Source organism: Foetidibacter luteolus (assembly GCF_009650435.1).
Taxonomy (GTDB): Bacteria; Bacteroidota; Bacteroidia; order Chitinophagales; family Chitinophagaceae; genus Foetidibacter; species Foetidibacter luteolus.
The window spans coordinates 84,273-106,546 of the sequence record NZ_VVIP01000095.1 but is presented as its reverse complement, the minus strand read 5'-3'; the positions used below and the strand labels follow the sequence as shown (position 1 = coordinate 106,546).

Here is a 22,274-nt window from a genome sequence, read left to right as displayed (position 1 = left end):
TAATTATTTTCCTAGTGGAATAAACTTCACCGTACGCGGCGACATTAAGAAGGTGCATATCCAAAACAGTATAAACGTCAGTACCGCAAGCAAGGCAAAATAGATGGCATACCATTTGGCTTCAATACCCTGAGACATATTCATCAGAACAATTGCCACTGTAAGCACCACGCAAAGGATAATCTGTAATACAAACAGCATCCACCATTTTTTTTTGGCCGCGCCAAGGTTGTTGGATACTTTGTTCATATTGCCGTAATAATACCAGTAACAACAGCTAATAATACTAAGCAGTGCGCCCACACCAAAAATCAGCCGAAGCTCACCAGCCAGGTCAGCCGGGTCTTTTTCTGCCAGGTTGGGGTTCTCTGTAAGGTATGTTCCCATCATTATGGCGAAAGCTATCCATAATATAGCTCCCAGGGCGATGGTAAGCAGGTAATTAACGGGGCTCTTGTTCATTGGTTGAGGTTTGTTTTTTATGGTTGTGATGTTAAATGTCTCTGCCTGCAGAACTTGTCCGGAATGTGTTACTTCTTCCGCACGTTAATATAAAACTTGGCAAGTTTTGGCTGGCCGTAAGTAATATGGTTAACGGAGATATCAGTTAATAATTTTTCCAGGTTAAGTGTTTTGTTTTCATTTTGTCCCTGCGCAAAAACTTCGGCATTGGTTTCTTTTATCCATTTGGGCATAACGGGTGTTACTGTATTGTCAAAAGCCAGGTAAACAAGGTAAGAATAATTGCCCGCATCTCCGGTGTTGGTAAGCTTTATATCTGCTTTGTAGGTATTCCCCTCCATTCTTACATTTTGAAAGCTTAATTTGTCATCAGCCGGTATGGAGTCTTTCAAGCCAGTCGTTTTCATAAAAACAACTGGCTTGATATTTTTCTCAGTAAAAGGAAAAACGTAAGGATTGGTACTTAAGGTTACAGCCAGGTTAAACGAAGCTTCGCTGGCATCTTTGGCCATAGTAAAGTTGGCAATATTGCCATAATCTTTCCATTCTTTCTTAAGGCTTTGTACGTTAAAGCCTTTGCTTTTGGGGTTTTTGGTTACCGTTACCTCATAGCTTTCTGTAGGCTTATTGGTAACCAGCAAAATTTGTGAAGGCTTAATGTAAGGCTTGTTCCTGAATGTCTGGATAAACAGCTTGATGTTTTGCTTGTCTCCAAATACAATCATGTACACAGGCCTGGTGCCCTTTACCGTAACGGGCGGCTGCACATCTGCTACAATACCGTTGAAATTACTTTCCAGCCCTATAATGCCAGCCTCTACAGATTTTTGAAAACACTGGGTTTTAACAGCGTTCACTACCAGGTTTACATCGTTGTTGTTGTAAAAAAGGTCGGTTATTAAGATGCTTACCCTTTTGGGGTTTGTATTCTTTACAGCTTCGTCGAAATTGGTTTGTGTACTAAGGGTGGGGTCGGAGTAGATGTCAACGGAAGTTTTACCCATTACAAATTCACTGCGGGTAATGTTTTTAACGCTCCTGCCGAACTTAAAGAACTGTATGTCTGTGTTTTTCCAGATGTTCTGGCAGGTAGCTTCAATATCATCCAGCAGTTTGCTGAATGCTGTGGGGGAAGCCGATACAAACCCTTTCATAGAAGTAGTAACATCCAGGTAAACATCTACGCTTATCTTCTCAGTGTTAGAGCTGGCGGTGCCGGTTATCTCGCTTTTACTGAAGTTCCAGTTAATATCAGGCTGCTTGGTCTCGCAGGAAACAAACGATAGCAAACACAGTAAGGCAGCGATTATTTTCAAAGGTTTGATCATCTATTACAGCTTTAGAGGAATTTTTTTTTAAAATAGATAAAATTTTTTAAAAACACATATATCCTTCTATTTTAATTACAACCGGTTATTTAGCACCGGTTCCGCCAAACAGAACAAGCGTGGTATCCAAATGAAATTTTGCCAGCGAATCACCGTAAACGTGGGGCAGAATAACAGCAGGATTTGGGGGTGTCCCCAAGCTACGCAAGGGGCCGGGCTTTCCGCTCATACTCCGGCACAAAAGCCCTGCTGCGATGGCTTCACCGGGGTAACCGCTTCAATCCCTCACCCGGCAGCCCGATGCCGGTTACCAGTTACCAGTTGCTGGTTGCCGGTCTGTTGATGGCTCAGATGACGCTATTGTTTTGAAGATGATGTTGGGGAAAAATGTTCAAAAGTTCCGATGCCGGTTAGAGGATTGCAGAATAGGGTTGCCGGGCGCTTTGCCTAAGCATCAAACATTGAACAACCGCACAGAACAACAAAGCCTGTAGAGGCGGGATGTTAGTAGGTAAGGAAAACCCTATGTAAAGGGACCGCCGTAGGTGCGATACGTTTTTCATGGGTTTGGAAAGATACCGGTTGCGGGCTTGCAGGTTGCTGGTGCCTGATGATTTGCTTCGTTAATGAAGCGCAAGAGAAATCCAATGCTTGTTTCGAACATTAAACTTTGAACAAAAGAACTTTTAACAAACGAACATTGAACAAACGAACATTGAACATTAAACAAACATTCAACAGTAAAACTGGCCAACGCCTGTTTATCATTTTGGTTATACCTTAGCGCCTTATTTTGCAATTATCAGCGGCGTTACCAGTCCGCAAGGCAAGGCATGGCTATTGAAAGCACCGGAAAGTTCAAAAGCTAAAATCATCAATAATGGCACAGGAAAAAATTCTTTGCATTGATATCGGCGGTTCTAACATAAAAGCTACAGTATTAAACAGTTCGGGCGCCATGCTGGAGCCTTACGTAAAAAAGCCCACCCCGGCTAAATCAACACCAGAAAATGTATTGGCTGTTATAAAAGATCTGGCGGCAGGTTTTGCTGAATATCATAAAGTAAGTGTGGGTTTTCCCGGTTATGTAAAGAACAACACGGTTATTACAGCGCCTAACCTGGGTACCAAAAGCTGGACAGGGTTTGCACTGGCCAAAAAAATTACAGGCTTGCTTAAAAAGCCCTGCCATGTGCTTAATGATGCCGATATGCAGGGGCTGGGCATTGCCAAAGGAAAGGGGCTTGAAATGGTAGTAACACTGGGCACAGGTTTTGGCACGGCTATTTTAATGGATGGCAAACTTTTGCCACACATGGAGCTGGCACATTTTACCATAGAAAAAGAATATGACCTGGATAAATATATCGGCGAAGCGGCATTGTTGAAACTCGGCGTTCGCAAGTGGAACAAAAGGGTGGCCAAACTGGTAAGTATGCTGAAAACCGTTTTTAATTATGACCACCTGTATATTGGCGGCGGCAATGCCAACGAAATTAATTTTAAGTTGGATGCCAATATAACCATCGTTAATAACAAGGATGGCATAAAAGGCGGGGCAAGGGTTTGGAGGTAAGCTTGTAGGCTAACATACAGGTTGTTGTTGCAGCGGGGCTACAGCCGCCCATTGAACCGAAAGATGAACGGATTGCGACGCAACGAAGATTCCCATGAAAGGCCGAAGCTGGTATTAAAAATTATCGGGGCCTTCATAGAGGCAAAATAAATAACTGTTAGCGAAATAAATACCGCGGCCCATATCATAAACCCTTATGCGCAAGCATATATCCTGCCCGTTGATAACCGCGGGTTGTTTGCATTTTTTGTCACGTTCTTACGTATTTGCCTGTCATTAAACAGAATAGATTATTATGGATAACAGCCAGGTAACCTTCCGTTTTTTAAGTGAGCCTTCAGACGTAAACTTTGGCGGCAAAGTGCATGGCGGCGCCGTTATGAAATGGATTGACCAGGCCGCCTATACCTGCGCCGTTAACTGGAGCAGCCAGTATTGCGTAACCGTTTATGTGGGTGGCATTCGTTTTGTAAACCCCATACTTATCGGGGATATGGTGGAGATAACGGCTAAAATTATTTACACCGGGCGATCCAGCATGCATATTGCGGTAGATATTAAAGCGGTTAACCCCAAAACAAAAAAAGAAACAAAAGCCACGCACTGCATTATTGTATTTGCGGCGGTAGACGATAGCGGCAAAACGGTGCCGGTGCCGGAATGGCAGCCGCGTACCGAAGAAGAAAAAGCCATGCAGCAATACGCGGTAAGGCTGGCTGATATGCGCAAGCAGATTAGCGATGAAATGAAAAATTATTTTACAGAGTAAAACAACATTGTATGAAGGTAGTAGTAGTGGGTGGAGGCTTTGCAGGCATAAACCTGGCAAAGTCCCTGGCAGGCAATACAGATATAGAGGTAGTGCTGGTGGATAAAAACAATTATCATTTTTTTCCGCCGCTTATATACCAGGTATCCACGGCGTTTATAGAGCCGTCTAACATCAGTTACCCATTCCGCAGAATGTTCCAGCACAAGCATAACCTGCGTTTTTATATGGGCCGGCTTAAAAGCATTGTACCTGCCGAAAATAAAATAATCACTGCGTCGGGCGAGCTTACCTACGATTACCTTGTGCTGTGCATGGGTACCGAAACCAATTATTTTGGTATGGAGAATGTTAAGAAAAACGCCCTGCCCATGAAAACCATTGATGATGCGCTTAACCTGCGCAACCACATTCTTTTAAACGTAGAAAAAGCCATACGCACCAACGACCCTGTTGAAAAATACAAACACCTGAATATTGTAATCGCCGGCGGCGGACCTACCGGTGTGGAAATATCGGGCATGCTGGCCGAAATGGCCCGCAACATTGTAAGCAAAGATTACCCCGAAATTAAGGCCGGTAACATACGCACGTTGTACCTGGTAGATGCCGGCCATGCCCTGCTGGGGCCTATGAGCAAAAAGGCGCAGGACGAAGCCTACCGCGTACTGCACAACCTGGGTGTGCAAATAAAACTGGGCAGCCCTGTTAAAGATTATAAAGACGATACCGTGTACCTGGCCAATGGCGAAACCATACCATCCCATACACTTATATGGGCTTCCGGCGTAATAGCCCGGGAGGCGCCGGGCCTGCCCGCCGAAGTTATTGGCCGCGGCCGGCGTATTATGGTAGATGAATACAACAGGGTGCAGGGCATACCCAACATATTCGCCATTGGTGATATATGCCTGCAAACAACGGACAAAAATTTTCCAGGCGGGCACCCGCAACTGGCACAGGTGGCCATACAGCAGGGCAAACTGGTGGCCAAAAACCTGGTAAGCCTGCATGCAGGCAAGCCGCTTAAAGCCTTTAGCTACAACAACAAAGGCAGCATGGCCATCATATCAAAATTTAAGGCGGTGGTAGATTTGCCCAAAGGCTTTTTTAAAGGGTTTGCCGCATGGCTGGTATGGCTGTTTATACACCTTATACCCATTGCCGGTTACCGCAACAAGGCCAAACTGGCTTACAACTGGTTCTGGAGCTTTATTACCAACGACCCCACTTTGCGCCTCATCATAAGGCCTAAAAAGAAGGCCGTAGCTGGTGTTTCTGAGCAGGTGGAAAAAACAAAATCGCCAGCGGCAGCGCCTGTGGCGCAGGGTTAGCCGGCACTGTTAAAAACTAAGAATTTTTATGGGCCCGGCAGGAGGAACAAGCATGGGGCATCGTTGCGTCGCACTCTTGTACGGCTGGATTCGCTATGCGGCTTTGCCCGCATGGTAGTGTATATCGAATGTAAAGGGCGTATATGCTTCTTTACAATGGTGGATAAAAGAATGACAGTGAGCGGTGATTAGCCACTATATTAACGCTTTGTATGATGCAAAAATTTGCAGGCCAAATTCATTGAAGAGAGGAGAACCCGTATGGCTGTTAATGTATGATGAGATTTATTCAATGAATTAAAGTTATTGTACCCTTCAGTGTTTGCTGTTGCCCTTTCTCATCTTTAAAAGTACAGGTATATATATACACACCTGTGGGTTGTGTGTTGCCCTGGTACCTTCCGTCCCATTTTCTGTCTTTATCCTTGCTCTCAAATATGGGTTGCCCGTATCTGTTATAAACAAAAAAATGAAAATCAGTTACCGGACATCCATGTTCAACCGGGCCAATATAATCGTTGAGCCCATCGCCATTTGGAGTAAACGCGGTGGGAATGGCCATGCAATTTTGCCCGCTATTGCAAGCCTTTAAACTAAAAAACGCCGAATCGGTTAAAACACAATTATTAAAATCGGTAATTGTAACTGGTACCCAATTATTTCCTGTGGCTTTTGTTGTATACAAATGCCGGTTATTTTGGTTGCCGGGCCACAAAACATGTTTTATCGCTGCGCTATCATTATAAACAAGGCGGAAGGTAATGCTCTCGCCGTAACATACGCTTGTGTCTTTTGGCGAGATAGAAAATTGCGGCGATGGTATATAAGCAATATAAAACGAATCATACAGCATACAGCCATAATTGTCCTCCACTGTTATCTGGTGGCCGCCAGGTAATATGTCATCAAAAGAAGTAACGGATTGTTTTGGCCCATTGTCCAGAGAATAAAAATATGGTTTGGTCCCTCCAATTACTGAATCTAACTCCAAGTAGCCTTTTTGCTTGCCGCAGACAGCATCACCCGGTTGGAAGAACATGTGATTGGGACCAGGAATATTTTCTACAGTAAAAATTCGGTGAAGAAAACAGTTCTTGCTGTCTTTTACGTATACAGGATATTCACCTTGCGAAAGATTCGAGGCATTTAACTGGGTAGTATAAGTGTTGCCATCTGTTGAAAAAAGATAAGGCGCAACACCTCCATATACATTCTCTACTTCAATTCTGCCTAAAGAAGACATGCAGTGATCCGGGGAAAGAATTACAGATAAGGAATCTGGGCCAGGCGACACCGCCACAGCTAAACTATCAGAATAGGTACAACCAGCGGAATCCTGAACAGTTACTTTATAGCGGCCGGGTTCAAGGTTTGTAAAATGCGTGTTTTGGTCAAAAGTGCTGTTATTGATTGCTGCGGTAACAGGAAATGTACCGCCGATAATACTATCTATCAGTATAGCTCCGTCATTGCTGTTGCAACCTGCAGGTTCAATAGAAGATATGATTTTTGAAGGGCCTTTAATATGTGATATCAGTACAGTATCTTTAGCGATACACCCACCAGCATCTTTCACCGTAACAACATAAGAACCGGAATCAAGACCTGTAAAATCCGGCTTGTTTAAGAAATCTATATCATTAATAGCGTAAAGGTAGGGTGAGGTGCCACCTGTGATTCCACTTATTTTTATAAAGGCGTCTTTTTTGTCGCAATGTGCATTAGCTACATTTGTTGTAAACGAGGTAATAGATCCAGCCGGCTTAGGAATACTGATATGCAAAACCTTAGATTGGTGTGCCGCATCGGTAATTGTTACATCATATTCGCCAACACAAAGATTTAAGATTGCCGCCGTGCTGTCTCCATTACTCCATGTGTAAGTATAAGGGGGGATGCCGCATGTTACTGTAATTTCTGCTTTATTGCTGCATTCGCAACCTTCCGATAGCGAAAGTTTTGCATCTGCTGCAATGCCCCCATATTTCAGCTTCATGAGGAAAGGCGTATAACTCCAGTTATATCCCTCCTGGTAATAAGCGTCATTTCCCGGATTTTTAAGTGAGGGAATAAGATATTGCGGATCTGGACCGGGATTCTCAATTTCCTTGAACAAATAAATGAGATTTCCATTTTTATCGGCACAAAAGCTGCTGTTCCAATAAGTAAGGCCTGGCCAGTCAGCCAGAGAACCATACATTAAGTTGCCATCAGTGGAATAGCTTATAAATAAAGGCCCAGTTGAACTATAGTATTTAAAAGGTGATTGTCCATTAAAAAAGAAGGTGCCTTGACAAAAGCTGTTTTTTGTGGGGAAATTGTCATACAAATCATTCATTATTCCAAGCAAGTGAATCATATTGTTGTGTGGGTCAAATACCATGTCCTCTATGCCGTATCCATGGCTATTATTGTATTGCCTTGTCCATGCCTGACTTGTGTTGGCTTTAAACTTTATCAACTCGCCCCTGCCATGCGATATATAAATGCTTCCGCTGTCATCTGTCACCATATCCGAGAAACCATTTCGTATCGGCAGCAGTGTGCCCCATATCAACTGGCGGGCTGACGTAAATTTCATAACACCTGCACCACTTGCAACATCATTATAGTAACCACCTGCATCTTTTAAAGGCATATCTGTGGAAGCCTGTGCTGTGCCTAAATAAACCGTTCCTTTTTTATCAACAGCAATCCTGTTACGAAACGAATTGCCAGTTCCCTTTATATAGGTTGACCAAGTCAGATTGCAGGAAGAATCGAAAGCCGATAAAAATGTAACTACTGGAGAACCAGGATTGTTTTGAAAGTAACTGCCGTTGCCAGCATCAACAAGGGGCAATTGCAAGTAACCAGTGTAGCCTGTTATATAAAAACCGCCTTTAGAGTCTGCTGCCATATCCTGTACATTGAGGCCTTCTGCAAAAAAGGTTGACCATGTTAGTTTTCCATCCTTATCAAACCTGCTTAAAAAGCTACTTGAAGGCTTGTTATTAAAGTATCCCCCTCTATCTTTTAAAGGTATATCTGAGTATAAGACACTAAATTCAGAAAGGATATCACCTGCAACAGAAATGTTACCAAAATTATCAATCGCCAATTGTTTTCCTGCTGTCCACCCATTACCTGCGAAATATGTTGACCAAAGCATTTGGCCAGATGGACTGAATTTAGTTAAGATCATAGCGCCACCTGTTACAGTAGAAAAATCTTGGACCCAAGCTCCGTTTCCCGGATCTGCTGTGGGAAATGGAACTTTTACTTCTGCCGAAAGAAGAGTTACAATATTAGATTGAGGATCCGTTTCTATATCAGCGCCAAGAATGGATTGCGACTCAAGATCCGGTTGCAGGGACTTTAGGTATGTTCCCCAATAAACCTCCGGATCTATGATATAGGCTTCAGGCAGCGTACTTCCAGCTACGTAGCTAAGTAAATTACCTGAAAGCTTATAACTAATATCTACTTTACGGTGGTCGGAAGATGCATAGGAAACTGGCGGCAATTCCCTGAACGTACCTATTTTTGATTTCCCTGCCACAGAGCCATCTTTTGCTATTTCAAGTGATACATTAGAAGAGTAACGTAGTTAATATCACGGATATCGCCACCCTTGCGCACAATGAAACTGTATTTCAGTCGCGTTAGACCAGTATCACCGTTAGTAATTTGTAGCACCCAGTCAATGGAAGGATATACATTTTTAAATATCAATTCTTCCTGTGCAAACAAGGCTTCTTTATTCTTGTCGGGGGTATAGTAATGATAGGCAGTATTATTGTTCTCTGTTTTTCTTGTTTCAATTTTGTCTTTATCTATTTTAGCATTTACAAGTACTACATCAACCCTTTCCAGATCATATACTAATGTGTCCGCATAAAGGTTGTTTTTATGGATTCCTGATGCAGTCAGGCCTTTGTTTTTTAACCGGTAATTCAAATAAGATATACCCTTTTCTGATACAAAAATGCCACAATGGCCTATATATGTACCATATAAGATATCGGTTACCGGCTTACTTTCAAGATTTGTAAACTGGCCGGCATTAGCTATAAATCCATATGTTTCCCGGTTTGCATCCTTTAAAACTGAAGGCGCAATCTTGGTTGATTGGGCTACCAATAAATGGCAGTAGAAAGCAAAAAAGAGTAAAAAAAAGGGTTTGTGCATACTTGGTTTGTGGGATTGGACTACTAATTGGGCTGAAAATAATAAAGAATAGGTCGTGTTAAAAGTTTTTGTTTCCTGTTTAGCGGAATTTAATTCATTCTCTCCAGGCTTTAAAGTTTTTACTGGCTGGGAATAAAAAATTAATTTCTGCGGATATTATCCGTCTACTGGTTTTCCTCCATCTCTTCCCGTATTTCGTCGCTTACCGTTATTAGTAGTTTGTCTATACGGTGGTTGTCCATATCAATAATTTCGAAGGTAAAGCCACGCCAGGTAAATTTATCGCCGGTGGCGGGTATGCGTTCCAGCGTATGCAGTATAAAACCGGCAAGGGTGTCAAAATCATGTTCGCCTTCGTTCATCCATTCCGTTTTTTCAAAACGGGTTAGAAAGTCGTAAAAAGGTATCTGTGCATCTACAAGGTAGCTGCCATCTTCTCGTTCCACTATTTCGTAATCGTCGTCGTTAAGCTGCGGTATATCGCCTACTATGGCTTCCACAATGTCGTTAATGGTAATAATGCCTTCCAGGGAGCCGTACTCGTTAACAATAAAGGCAAAATGTTTTTTGGTTATTTTAAACTGCTCAAGCAACTGGTAGGCGGAATTGTTTTCCGGTACATATACGGCGGGCTGCAACAGGTCTTTCATCATGGTATTGCCGCTGGCGGTAAAAAGGTTTTTAAGCAAAACCACGCCTTTAATATTGTCAATATTACCCTCGCAAACCGGGTACACCGAAAAAGCGATGGTTTCCGCTGATTCTTTTACATCATCGACGGTAGCTTCGCTGTCAAACCAAACTATATCCTTGCGGTGCGTCATTAACGATGTAATGTTCCTGTCTCCCAGGTGAAACACCCGCTCAATAATTTCCTGCTCAGCTTCTTCAATAGCACCCTGCTCGGTTCCCTCGCTGATGATGGCTTTAATTTCTTCTTCCGTTACCTGGCTTTCGTTGCTTTTTATGTTGAAAATCTTAACAAGAAAGTTGGACGATTTGCTTAACAGCCAGATAAAGGGATAGGTAATGTAAGTAACTATCCGCATTGGCCCTGCCAGCCGCTTGGCAATGCTTTCCGGGTTACTCAAGCCAATGCGCTTGGGCACCAGTTCGCCTATAACCAACGAGAAATAGGTAATGATAATTACAATGATGGCGGTGGAAAGCCCGCTGCTGTATTTGCGTAAAGAATCATATTTGTTGAAGATAACTACCAGGTCGTCCTTAAGGTTTTCACCAGAAAATATACCTGTTAAAATACCGATGAGGGTTATGCCGATTTGTACGGTAGAAAGGAATGTATCCGGGTTATTGGCAAGTGCCAGTGCATCTCTTGCATTGCTGTCTCCCTTATTTGCCTGCGCTTCCAGCCTTGCCTTTCTTGCCGAGACCAACGCAATCTCAGCCATGGAAAATATGCCGTTGAGTAAAATTAATCCGAAGATTATAAAAATTTCTGCCATAGAATGTTGTAAAACTAAGGAATCTCAGCCTTATGGAAGGGCTATTAAGTTTAACCAGCAAAAACAATTCCTTAATTTTTCCAGCAGCTATAATAAGTGGAAGCCTGGGAAAGTGCCAGCCTCAGGGTTACAAAGAAAGTAACGTAGGAGTCCTTTTTGTTTCCGTCACGGTCGGCCCGGTCAATGCCCGGCCTAACCTTCTCCGGCGTTTTTGAACGGGAGTACAGGGCTTTTGCCAAAGCCGCCTGCGATGCCGGCAGGTATTTGTTGAAGAGGGCAGGGTCAATATAAGTAGTGGCTACATCGTCAATGTAATCCGTTCCTGTATGCCTAAAGATAAAACCGCCCAATAAAGACATGTTGGGGTTTACCTTGTAAAGCAAACCTGCTGTTACAGGAAAATAAACCTGGGTAAGTTTGTATTCTTTTCTGTCCGGGTATTCACTAAAGCCCTGGCCTTCAAGCCGCAGTGGTTTTAATTCCACCCACCGGCCATTGTACAGGGTTTTGGGGTTAAAATGAAACATGCCCACGCCTAAGCCAAAATAAGGTGTTATCCTGCGGGCCAGCCCGGTATTGCTGATGGCCGGCAAAATATAAAATTCCGCACCTATATAGCCTTCCAGTATAGACGATTTAAAGCTGAGGTTGCGGTTATAGCGCCATCTTTCCGCACCGTTAATGTTGCGTACAATGCTATCTGCACCGGTAACCTGGGTGTAATTAATGCCGGCTGTAATGGCGTACCAGCGGGCAGGATAATAGTTAAGGGAAATACCAGCAAAGGGCCTTACCGTTTTAAGGGTATAATCTTTTATAAAATCGCTGCCCTTGCCAATATTGCCGCCAAGATCTCCCAAAAAATTATTGCTGCCTATGGAAAAACCGATATCGTACCTGCCGGTGGGGTCGTAAATACTGGCTTCGGGGTCGTAGTATTGCCCCCGTGCATTGCTTGCGGTAATGGTTATAAATACAATGAATGCTAAGTGGAATAAATGCCTGCCGGCAAAATATTCATGAATATTGGAAATGGCGTTTTTCCGGTTATTGGATGTCTCTGGACTAACTTGAAGCATTGTTTAGTATTAAAACGGACTTTCATAATCATGAAAGTTCCAGTGTTTTTCATGGCCAACGCCTTCATAGTTAACCGGATTGGTGTTACCAGTATCCTAATTGATAGCCGGTTTCACGTTTCAACAAAAACCTTATTGATAAAAAAACAGTGGTATAAGAGTCGTTCTTATTGCCATCTATATCAGCCCTGTCAATACCTGGTTTTACTTTCCAGGGTGTTTTAGACCTGGAGTAAAGGTTTTCAGCAAGTTGCGACTGCTCAGCACTCAGGTATTTTGGAAAAAGTGCCGGGTCAACATAAAAGCCCCCCACATCATCTATATAGTCCGTAAAGGTGTACCTGAAAATAATGCCCCCATGCAAGGCTATAGACGGCGACACACTGTATTTAAGACCCAAAGTAAGCGGCAAATACAACTGCCATAGCTTGTACGGCTTACTGTTGGGGTACTCTGCAAAACCTTGCCCCTCCAGCCGCAATGGTTTCAAATCCACCCATTTATCGTTATACTTTGTTTTAGGGTTAAAGTGAAACATGCCTATGCCAAGACCTAAATATGGTTGAAACCGGGCTGCGGCGAACTTCTTTTGGTTTATCGCTGCCAGCGGAAGGATTTCTGTACCCAGGTATGCCTCCCAAATATCAGTTTTAAAGCTCAGGTTACGGTTGTAGCGCCACTTTTCCGCACCATTCTGGTTGTCAATCAGGCTATCCGCGCCAACAAGCTTTGTATAATTAATACCACCTATTATGTTGTACCAGGCGGATGGATAGTAATTATATGATATACCTATCAGCGGCCTCAGCGTTTTACGCACATAATCTTTGGCAAAATCTTTACCAATGCCCAGCTTACCCCCTAAATCGCCAAGGAAAGCACTGCCCCCAAGTTGCACACCAATTTCACGGTTATACTTGGGGTTAAATTCGTCTTCGCTGTATTCTGTGATCTGCGACCTGGCATCGCCAACGCTAACTATCACGATAAGGAATACAAATGCGAGTTTATAAAAGGTAAAATATGAATGCTTTTCCAAGAGGTACAAGTTTGGTTACCGGATATTGTTTTACTTAAGGTATTAATTATGCCAAAGATAATAGCATCTCTATATGCTCTGTACCATCTTCCAGGTAAATTTCACCATTTTGAACAAATTTTAAGGACATATAAAACTTTTTAAGGTAAAGCTGGGCCCCGATGCGGATATTTTGCCCAGGATAAAGGCTTGTACATAGCTCTATGGCTTTTTCCATCAATGCCCTTCCGCTGCCCTGGCCGCGGTGCAGCGGCGAGGTGGCTACCCTTCCGATAGAAGCTTCGGCATAAGAAAGGCCAGGCGGTACCAACCGCACGTAGGCTGCCAGTTGCGAGCCTGCATAACCACAAAGGTGATAGCATTCCTGGTCTTTGTTATCAGCATCTAAAAAAACACAGTTTTGCTCAACTACAAAAACTTCGCTGCGCAGGCGCATTAGCTGGTAGAGTTCCTCCGGGCTAAGTTCGTTAAAGCGTTTGCATTGCCAATAAAGGGCCATAAATAAAGTTTTATCGTAACATGCTAACGGTATGAGCCGTCAGGCATACATTCCTGCCCGCAAAAATAACTGCTTACGCTTACATGCGTTTTGCAATAAACTTGCCGCCTTGCGTTGTAACGCTATTGACAATGTCTGAAACTAAGATTAACTTTATAGATACCGGCCATATACTGTCTGCATACGGCTGTTTAACTCTCCGTAAAATACACCTGGGCCTTTCTCAAACTACGCTCTGTTTCTGAAACCAAATTTTCTAACGGTTAAAATTGCGATTATGAAAACACGTATTCCTTTCCTCTCATACCTCCTGGTTACTTTATTTTTTATAACATCCGGCTGTAAAAAAGTTATTGATTTTATTGACAGGCCCGGAGATTGCTGCCGCATAGAGAAAATTTCTTACGAACCTATTGACTCATGGAGCCCGGATAAGCTGGAGGTTGTTTTTACCTACAACAAATACGGTGACCCTCTGAGTGCAGTGCATTCCTCCGATGTTTCAGGTGTGGTAAACCATTTTTTCAAATATGATAAATTGCACCGCCTTACAGGGTACATGTACACTTATGGCAAGCCCCCGGGATTTCTTAGCTGGGAAAAGTACACTTATACCAACGATCCACGGGTAATTATTGATTCCCTCTTTTCTTATGGCGATGGCGGATGGCCGGGAGATAGCCCTACTGATTATTTTACAGTAGATGTATTTAAGATAATCCTGGATAACCGAGGCAGGATTGTTAAATGGTGGGATATTGATTTTACATACGATGCACAAGGCAACCTGGAATACCCTGGCGAAACATATACTTATGACAACAAAGTGAACATAAGGCGCACCAGCAGGACCTGGATGTTTATTGAGAGGGATTTTAGTATAAACAATGTAAAACAATCGCTGGGCAGCTTAATTTATAACAAGGCCCGGCTGCCGCAGCATTTGTATGATGCACATACCCCCTGGGCATTTCTGCAGCTTGAGTATAACAATGCTTACATAACTTATTCATGCGATGATGCCGCTGATGCACAGGGGAAATAATAAAAAAAGCGATACAGTATTCAGTTACCGTATCGCTTATTGTGACTGCTGTATGCAATAGCACTTTGTTATTCTTTTACAATCTTCACCCTTTTCATTTGCCCGCCCCAGTTAATTACGGCAAAGTATAGCCCTTTGTTAAGCTGTGCCATATCTAAGCCCACAGAGCTGTTGCCTGCGGGTATATTGGTTTGCCTGCCGCTTACAAGGATGCCTTTGCTGTCGTACACCTGAATGCTTAAGCGGGTAGAGGCAGCCGCGTTTATGTTCAGGGTGGCGCTTGTTTTAACCGGGTTGGGATATGCCAACAATGCCGCCTGTCCATTAGCTGCCTGCATGCTTACTATAACCGAGTGTTTTGCTTTACCGGAACGGTCAACCGCTTTTATGCGGTAAAAGTTATGCTGCAGCGGGCTTACATCAAGCCAGTTATAAACGGCTGCCTGGTAATTGTTGTTTTTAGATGCAAGCCGTTGCACGGTCACAAAATCTTTACCATTGGCTGACTTTTCCACCTCGTAACGGTCAATATCGCTTTCAGTGGCAACAGCCCATTCAAGCTGCACAGCTTTGCCTTTTTGCCAGGCTTTAATGCCGGAAAACAATACCGGTAAAGAGCAGTCTGGCTCGCCTATGGAATATACCGGCGTAGCCATTATGGCGTTGCCGGACATGCCGGGTACAAAGTGGGCGCCACCAGTGCCGTTGTAATGCCCGTTGCTGCCAACAGCACTGTTTTCAATTTCAGCTTCAGAGCCCAGCGTATTATGCAGCACCAGGTTATTGCCTGCATCGTAAATTTTAAGTTCGTCAATGGCAACTTCGCCGGTTATTATGCCGGGGTTATCGCCCGTGGTAATAAGGTTAAAAGTAGGGCAGGAGGCAAAGGGGTTTAATGTTGCCGGCCCCAGTATTTCCCAGCTTGTCGTATTTAGAACCCCATCAATAAAAACTGCCAGGTTACGCCTGCCGTTATCAACGCCGGGTATGCCATTCCTGTTCCATTGATAAACATAATGGTGCCATTCACCCACCTGGCCTTCGCCCAGTATCTGCTCATAAGTATAACTGCCTGCTGCGCCGCTGCCTGCATAAAAATTATAACCTGCCGCGCTTGAAAGACCTCCGTTGCCCTCTCCGTCATCCGGGTTAAAGCCCAGGTGAAATACATTTTTTTCGTCCTGTATTTTAAAAAAATGGGGCGCCAGCCCATTGGCTGCTATTGAGCCGGAATAACCGCTAAGCTTTGCCCAAAATTCCACTTTACCTGCTTCTACAGGAAACACGTCCAGGGGAAAACTAACCGGCGATAAAGGAATAGTAACCTGTTGGGATTGTAATTGATGGCACAGCAGGGCACAAACAAAAAATGTAAAGGTTTTTTTCATAATTACAATTTTGGATATGGAGATAAACGCAATCAGTTTATGCAGGAAAAGTAGTATTAATTATTCACTTTCACAATATGTAAATATGGGGATATATCGTAAAGGAAAATGTGAAATGAATAAGGGGGTGTCCCCAAGCTGCGCAAGGGGCCGGGCTTTCCGCTATTACTCCGCCACAAGCCCGGGCTGCAAAGGCTTCAGCGGGGTAGCCGCTGCAATCCCTCACCCGAAGAAGGTTGCCGGTTACCGGATACAAGTTGCCGGTCTGTTGATGGATAATGTGGTTGCCGTTTCTGTGGGGCGCTGAAATGCGAGTTCCATAAAACAGAATAGCCGCTAATATTCAACATTGAACAAAAGAACATTAAACAACCAAAGCCTCGTAGAGGCGGCATGTTAGTAGCCAATGAAAACAACGTTTTCCGGAGCGCCGTAGGTGCGATATGTTAAACACGTGATGCGAAACAGCATGTTGGGTGATACCCAGGCTCTTTGGCAAAAGGCTGTTTAACATGCCGCCTCTACGAGGCTTTACAAACAGGCCGCGATTACCTGTTTGCTACTAACATATCGCTCCTGCGGAGCTTTGCGGTTGATTGCGGAAAACTTAATCATAAGGCTGCAAGAAAGCCGGTTGCCGGTTACCGGATACAAGTTGCCGGTCTGTCGATGGGTAAGAGGTTGTGGTTACTTTAGGTATGATGAGGTGCGAGTTCCATACAATGACAAAGCCGCAAACATTGAACGTTGAACAAAAGAACATTGAACAACAAGGCTGCTGCACATTGGTGAATAGAATTACTGAACGTACAAGAGTGCGACGCAAGCAAAGCCAAATAGTAGTTCACACTGCCGGGCCCATAAAAATGCTGTTACTTATAACGGATGATAATGTCCCCTTATTTCAATGGTTTCTTCTCAGTTGTTTGATATTCATCACTTCATTGATAGCTGTTAATTTTGTGTAAACCCAAAAAATTTTTTTCAAAAAGCTTGCATTAAAAAAATATAGTTTCTACTTTGTTCGTGCATCCTCCAATGAAAATTAGTGTCTGACAAGCTCCGGTGAAGTTTTTGTGTTCATTTTTTAATAGTTAACAAAGGGTAAACGTATGATACATCCTGCATTGGATATTATACGCCAGGAGCTTAATGCTGGTGGCATTATTACCGCATCCCTCGGCAATATTGGCGATATCATTGCTTCGGGTACCGGTAATGGGGATACGGATTCAGACATCGTTATTTCACTCATTAACATAGAGGAAAACCGCATATCCCGGGACCCTTCGAATTACCAAAAAAACGGTACAGAACTCACCCTCAAAAATCCCGCTGTTCACTTAAACCTCACCTTGCTTTTTACTTCTGTAAGAAATGAAGGTGGCTACGGACTTTCGCTGCAAAGCGTGCAGGAAGTTATCCGCTTTTTTCAACGCAAGTATGTGTTTGACCATGTGAACACGCCAGCCCTTGACGCAGGTATAGAAAAGCTCATCCTGGAAATGATGAGCCTGGGCTTTGAACAACTGAACCAGCTATGGTCAATTTTAGGCGGCAGGTACCAGCCATCCGTAGTGTACCGCATGCGCATGGTTACCATAGACAGTGTTACAGATGTAAAAGGCTCTGTAATTAAGGAAATTGAAACCTATCACCATTTAAAATAACCGGCTTTGGATATAGATATTATCAGAACAATTTACAAAGAGTTGTTCACGGTAAAATTTCTGCATAGTGGTTACGGACAGGCCAGCCATAACGCTTTTGGCAATGCCATAGCCATAGAGCCAGACGCGGCAACCAAACAACTGCTGGCCGGCTACCAGGCAGATTACCGCCTGCTGGGCAACACGCTGGTTTGTTTCATCCGTAGCCAGCTCATATCTCCCCCGGCCAAAGAACCTAAAAAGCCTTACACCTTGTTTACCGGCGATACAAGACTGCGGTTTATGCTGTATGGTATTACCGATTTCTTTGGTAAAACCTATGCCGTGGCAACAGGCAGTAAAACCGTGTACCAGTTTACCAATAAAATAAGCAATGTACAAACCGGTGAAAAAATGCTGAACAAAGCACTGGCCTCACATACAGTTGTAAACAATTACGATGCCGGCACCATTGTAAAGAAAGGAACACAGTTGTACGTTTCGCTGCAGCCTGTAAGTGCCGCTGCCAATATACAGGTTACCAATACGGCTTTCTGGAAAAGTATTCCTTTTGAGCAGGTGGTGAACAATGCTGACCTGGCAGATACGGCAACAGTAAAACCAGATAAAGAATGTTTCGCGGTTATAGATATTCACAACAGTGGTATGGCCAATAACAGCTACAATCTTTTTGGTGCGGGTTCAAGGTTAATGAGCCCTGTGTATAGTATAAGGTTTAAGAGCAAAGTGTAGTGAGTAGTGAGTGGTGAGTGGTGAGTAGTGAGTAGTGAGTGGTGAGTAGTGAGTAGTGAGTGGTGAGTAGTGAGTGGTGAGTAGTGAGTGGTGAGTGGGGACACTACCTAACATCGTACATCGTACATCTAACATCATACATAGTAATAACGCTAACAATAAAATCCTAACAATATGTCACAGATTAACGAGTCTGCCATCAAAACACCGGGAGTGTATGTGAATGAGATACCCACGTTTCCGCCATCGGTAGCGCAGGTATCCACCGCTGTTCCCGCCTTTATCGGTTACACCCAGCAGGCGCTTGACAGCGAGGGTGAATCGTTAACCAACCGTCCCACAAAAATTCAGTCGCTGTTCGATTATGAGCGGTACTTCGGCAATGCGGAAAACGAAACTTCCATTACGGTGGATATTAACCGCACCACCAATGGCAGCGGTACCATACTAAGCTCCACAGCGCTGGCCGCTATTGCTACTCCGTCAGAGCACAATATGTACTACTCGCTGCGTTTGTATTTTGAAAACGGTGGCGGGCCTTGTTATATAGTTTCTGTGGGCGCTACAGGCGGCACTATAGAAGTGGGCGATGATACTACCGGTTTGCAGAGCGGCCTTGCAGCTTTGCGTGCTTACGATGAGCCCACCATTATCCTTTTTCCCGAAGGCCGTGCCCTGGCTGAAGCCGATTATTATGGCCTGGTTGGTTTGGCTATTGACCAATGCGCCAGCCTGCAGGACAGGTTTACTTTGATAGACGTTCATTACGATCCCACCAACACTACAGACCAGGTGATGGATGACTTCAGAAACGTTGCACCGCATACCACTGGTTTTGGAAAAAGCGACAACCTTAGCTACGGCGCCGCTTACTATCCTGACCTGCGTACACTGTTCGATTTCCGCTACCAGGATACCGGTGTTAATGTAACCATTACAACAGATGGTGTTGCCGCTGCCGCTGTTGCGCTTAATACTTTGTTCTCTACAGACAGTGCTGCTTATTATGCATCCAAAGATGCTGTTGGCAAGCTTAGCCCAACGTTGCCGCCTTCGCCCGCTATTGCAGGCATCTATGCCAAGGTAGATGCAAGCCGCGGTGTGTGGAAGGCGCCTGCCAATATATCCATCAACTCTATTTACGACGTTACGGATTTTATTACCGATGCGGAACAGGACGGCATGAACATAGATGCTACTTCCGGCAAGTCGGTTAATGCCATAAGGGCGTTCTCCGGCAAAGGCATACTGGTATGGGGTGCCCGTACACTGGATGGTAACAGTAATGAGTGGCGCTATATCTCCGTACGCCGCTTCTTTATTATGGTGGAAGAGTCTGTAAAGAAGGCAACCGCGGCCTTCGTGTTCGAGCCTAACGATGCTAATACCTGGACAAAAGTCCGCTCCATGATAGAAAACTATTTAACGCTTTTGTGGAGGCAGGGTGCATTGGCCGGCGCCAAGGCAGAGCATGCTTTTTTTGTAAGGGTGGGCATTGGCCAAACCATGAGTGCTCAGGATATATTGGAGGGCCGCATGATTGTGGAGATCGGTATGGCTGCTGTTCGTCCGGCTGAGTTCATTATACTCAGGTTCTCCCATAAAATGCAGGAATCATAAATAATAGGCCAGTAAGTCATAAGAGCCAGTAAGGGGGATACAAAATACAGTTATGGGACGAACTGGATTGCTGCTATTGAGCTTTGGTTGTGTCACTCACTTGTACGCCTTGTTCTTTACTCAGCATTGTGCCGCAACTTAATAACCTTTTCGCCTTCATGACTATTGCCTTTATGACTCATTGACTTCATCACTCATTGACTTTTTGCCTTTATGACTCATTGCCTTTTTAACTCTATGTCTTAATGACCATTCACCAAAAAAATTAACAAACATGGCAACATATCCATTACCAAAATTTCATTTTCGTGTAGAGTGGGGTGGCACCAACATCGGCTTTACCGAAGTGTCGGGCCTGGAAGTAAGTACCGACCCCATAGAATACCGGGACGGCGCAAGCCCCGAGTATCATAAAATTAAAATGCCCGGCATGCAGAAGTTTGGCAACATAACACTTAAGCGGGGCACTTTTAAAAGCGATAACGAGTTTTACAACTGGTGGAACACACATGCGCTTAACACCATCGAAAGAAGGGACCTGGTTATTTCCCTGCTTAACGAAACACATGAACCCGTGGTTGTATGGAAAGTAAAAAATGCCTGGCCGGTTAAAGTGCAGTCAACAGACCTAAAGGCTGATGGTAACGAAACAGCCATAGAAACCATTGAGATAGCGCATGAAGGGCTCACCATTCAAAATGACTGATCATGGATTTGTTTCCTTATCCGCCGGTTGGCTTTCACTTTTCTGTTGTGTTCGAGTTGTTTCCTCAAACACCCAACGATTTTCGTTTCCAGGAGGTTTCCGGTCTTGATGTGGAAGTGGAAATGGAGCCCGTTAAAGAAGGCGGACAAAACCGCTTTACACACCAGTTGCCCGTTAGGACGAGGTACACTGATATTACGCTTAAGCGGGGCATGTTTATGGGTTCAGGTATTACTTTGTGGTGTAAGAATGCGATAGAGAATTTTGTGTTTGTTCCCACCAACATCCTGATATCGCTGTTAAATGCAGACCATTTACCGTTGCAATCCTGGTATGTTATCAATGCCATACCAAAGAAATGGTCGGTGTCTAATTTTAACGCGGAGCAGAATTCTGTAGTAATAGAATCACTTGTGCTCAGTTACAACTACTTCACTTATGTAAGCGTAGAATCCCTTGTTGGTGCCGCGGCATCATTAAGCGGCGGCGTGTCAGTATCAATATAAATCAGTTATATGCCGGTAGAGATAAAAGAACTGCATATAAAAGCGGTTGTATCCAAAGCAGAGAAGCAGGAGGCATCCCGTTTAAAGCCGGAAGATATAGCCCGTTTAAAGAAAGAAATCATTAAGGAATGTGTGCGTGAAGTGATGCAGCAGATAAAAGATAAAACAGAACGCTGATGTTATTAGGTAAGCTGGATAAGATGAAGATTCATGCCTATACAAGGCCTGATTTTTCGCCACCGGATGGCAGTCCGCTGAGCGTGCTGATTAATCCTGAATCATACACCATTCAGTACAGGGTTGACTATAATGATGAACAGGCCCAGGGCACTTCGCAGCCTTCTGTTAAGTTTAATAACATACCTGCACAGGATATTTATTTTGACTTTGTGTTTGACAGCTCAGGTGTGGTGGTGGAACCTTCGCTGATAAATATCGGCATCGTAAATCCATTTGCGGAAACGGCGAATGTAATAGACCAGATAGAAGCTTTCAAGGCCAAGGTTTTAAACTATAACGGCGATATACACAGCCCGCAATACATAAGCCTTAACTGGGGTACATTGCTGTTTAAGGGCCGCATGACTTCTATGGATATTGAGTTTAAGGTTTTTAAGCCGGATGGCACGCCCATACGTGCTGTTGCCAAATGCAGTTTTCGTGGCCATATAGAAGAAGACCTTAGGGTAGCGCTGGAAAATTCACAGTCTCCCGATATTACCCACCAGCATTTATTCTCCGCAGATGACAGGTTTGCCCTGCTTACGGAAAAAATGTACGATACACCAGACCGCTACCTGGAAGTAGCCCGTGAGAACAGGTTGCTCAGCTTCAGGAAAATACCCACCGGTACCAAACTTTTCTTTCCACCAGTAGAAAAATAAA

At 44.0% G+C, this 22,274-nt stretch carries 20 protein-coding genes; 11 read left to right on the top strand and 9 right to left on the bottom strand.

The window, feature by feature from the left end; translation table 11 throughout:
• Positions 1 to 3: 3 nt before the first annotated feature.
• Positions 4 to 462, bottom strand: coding sequence for a hypothetical protein (locus F0364_RS28755; protein WP_153801283.1), 459 nt, complete (start codon positions 460 to 462; stop codon positions 4 to 6).
• Positions 463 to 530: 68 nt separating this feature from the next.
• Entirely contained in the window at positions 531 to 1,790 is a 1,260-nt protein-coding gene (locus tag F0364_RS28750; protein WP_153801282.1) for a hypothetical protein, read from the bottom strand.
• 880 nt (positions 1,791 to 2,670) lie between these two features.
• On the opposite strand from F0364_RS28750, the gene F0364_RS28745 reads away from it, so the two are divergent.
• From F0364_RS28745 to F0364_RS28735, 3 genes are all read left to right on the top strand, one after another.
• Entirely contained in the window at positions 2,671 to 3,366 is a 696-nt protein-coding gene (locus tag F0364_RS28745) for an ROK family protein (protein ID WP_153801281.1), read from the top strand.
• Between the two features lie 295 nt (positions 3,367 to 3,661).
• Positions 3,662 to 4,135, top strand: coding sequence for an acyl-CoA thioesterase (locus F0364_RS28740; RefSeq protein WP_153801280.1), 474 nt, complete (start codon positions 3,662 to 3,664; stop codon positions 4,133 to 4,135).
• Positions 4,136 to 4,146: 11 nt separating this feature from the next.
• Positions 4,147 to 5,469 (top strand): NAD(P)/FAD-dependent oxidoreductase, encoded by a 1,323-nt coding sequence (locus tag F0364_RS28735; RefSeq protein WP_153801279.1) that lies wholly within the window; start codon positions 4,147 to 4,149, stop codon positions 5,467 to 5,469.
• 289 nt (positions 5,470 to 5,758) lie between these two features.
• Here F0364_RS28735 and F0364_RS28730 read toward each other — a convergent pair whose 3' ends face one another.
• The 6 genes from F0364_RS28730 to F0364_RS28705 form a co-directional block, all read right to left on the bottom strand.
• Positions 5,759 to 9,010, bottom strand: coding sequence for a T9SS type B sorting domain-containing protein (locus F0364_RS28730; protein ID WP_153801278.1), 3,252 nt, complete (start codon positions 9,008 to 9,010; stop codon positions 5,759 to 5,761).
• A gap of 14 nt (positions 9,011 to 9,024) precedes the next feature.
• Positions 9,025 to 9,639, bottom strand: a complete 615-nt coding sequence (locus tag F0364_RS28725) for a DUF7948 domain-containing protein (RefSeq protein WP_153801277.1) — start codon at positions 9,637 to 9,639, stop codon at positions 9,025 to 9,027.
• A gap of 164 nt (positions 9,640 to 9,803) precedes the next feature.
• On the bottom strand, positions 9,804 to 11,105 hold the full coding sequence (locus tag F0364_RS28720; RefSeq protein WP_153801276.1) for a hemolysin family protein: 1,302 nt from the start codon (positions 11,103 to 11,105) through the stop codon (positions 9,804 to 9,806).
• 71 nt (positions 11,106 to 11,176) lie between these two features.
• Positions 11,177 to 12,184 (bottom strand): hypothetical protein, encoded by a 1,008-nt coding sequence (locus tag F0364_RS28715; RefSeq protein ID WP_153801275.1) that lies wholly within the window; start codon positions 12,182 to 12,184, stop codon positions 11,177 to 11,179.
• A gap of 85 nt (positions 12,185 to 12,269) precedes the next feature.
• Complete coding sequence (locus tag F0364_RS28710) at positions 12,270 to 13,223, bottom strand: DUF6089 family protein (RefSeq protein WP_153801274.1); 954 nt, start codon at positions 13,221 to 13,223, stop codon at positions 12,270 to 12,272.
• Between the two features lie 46 nt (positions 13,224 to 13,269).
• Positions 13,270 to 13,722: a GNAT family N-acetyltransferase gene (locus tag F0364_RS28705; RefSeq protein ID WP_153801273.1), complete on the bottom strand. Its 453-nt coding sequence runs from the start codon at positions 13,720 to 13,722 to the stop codon at positions 13,270 to 13,272.
• A gap of 277 nt (positions 13,723 to 13,999) precedes the next feature.
• On the opposite strand from F0364_RS28705, the gene F0364_RS28700 reads away from it, so the two are divergent.
• Positions 14,000 to 14,767 (top strand): hypothetical protein, encoded by a 768-nt coding sequence (locus tag F0364_RS28700; RefSeq protein WP_153801272.1) that lies wholly within the window; start codon positions 14,000 to 14,002, stop codon positions 14,765 to 14,767.
• A gap of 68 nt (positions 14,768 to 14,835) precedes the next feature.
• On the opposite strand, the gene F0364_RS28695 is transcribed toward F0364_RS28700, so the two are convergent.
• Complete coding sequence (locus tag F0364_RS28695; RefSeq protein WP_153801271.1) at positions 14,836 to 16,155, bottom strand: T9SS type A sorting domain-containing protein; 1,320 nt, start codon at positions 16,153 to 16,155, stop codon at positions 14,836 to 14,838.
• 1,112 nt (positions 16,156 to 17,267) lie between these two features.
• Here F0364_RS28695 and F0364_RS28690 point away from each other — a divergent pair.
• From F0364_RS28690 to F0364_RS28660, 7 genes are all read left to right on the top strand, one after another.
• Positions 17,268 to 17,825: a Pvc16 family protein gene (locus F0364_RS28690; protein ID WP_153801270.1), complete on the top strand. Its 558-nt coding sequence runs from the start codon at positions 17,268 to 17,270 to the stop codon at positions 17,823 to 17,825.
• A gap of 6 nt (positions 17,826 to 17,831) precedes the next feature.
• On the top strand, positions 17,832 to 18,557 hold the full coding sequence (locus F0364_RS28685) for a hypothetical protein (RefSeq protein WP_153801269.1): 726 nt from the start codon (positions 17,832 to 17,834) through the stop codon (positions 18,555 to 18,557).
• Between the two features lie 174 nt (positions 18,558 to 18,731).
• Positions 18,732 to 20,177 (top strand): phage tail sheath family protein, encoded by a 1,446-nt coding sequence (locus F0364_RS28680; protein WP_153801268.1) that lies wholly within the window; start codon positions 18,732 to 18,734, stop codon positions 20,175 to 20,177.
• 274 nt (positions 20,178 to 20,451) lie between these two features.
• On the top strand, positions 20,452 to 20,883 hold the full coding sequence (locus F0364_RS28675; RefSeq protein ID WP_153801267.1) for a phage tail protein: 432 nt from the start codon (positions 20,452 to 20,454) through the stop codon (positions 20,881 to 20,883).
• A 2-nt stretch (positions 20,884 to 20,885) separates the two neighbouring features.
• A complete protein-coding gene (locus F0364_RS28670; RefSeq protein ID WP_207632943.1) occupies positions 20,886 to 21,389 on the top strand; it encodes a phage tail protein in 504 nt (167 codons plus the stop codon).
• Between the two features lie 9 nt (positions 21,390 to 21,398).
• Positions 21,399 to 21,566, top strand: coding sequence for a DUF5908 family protein (locus F0364_RS28665; RefSeq protein WP_153801266.1), 168 nt, complete (start codon positions 21,399 to 21,401; stop codon positions 21,564 to 21,566).
• On the top strand, positions 21,566 to 22,273 hold the full coding sequence (locus F0364_RS28660; RefSeq protein WP_153801265.1) for a CIS tube protein: 708 nt from the start codon (positions 21,566 to 21,568) through the stop codon (positions 22,271 to 22,273). The genes F0364_RS28665 and F0364_RS28660 overlap by 1 nt, the downstream gene beginning before the upstream one ends.
• The last annotated feature ends 1 nt before the right edge of the window (position 22,274 follow it).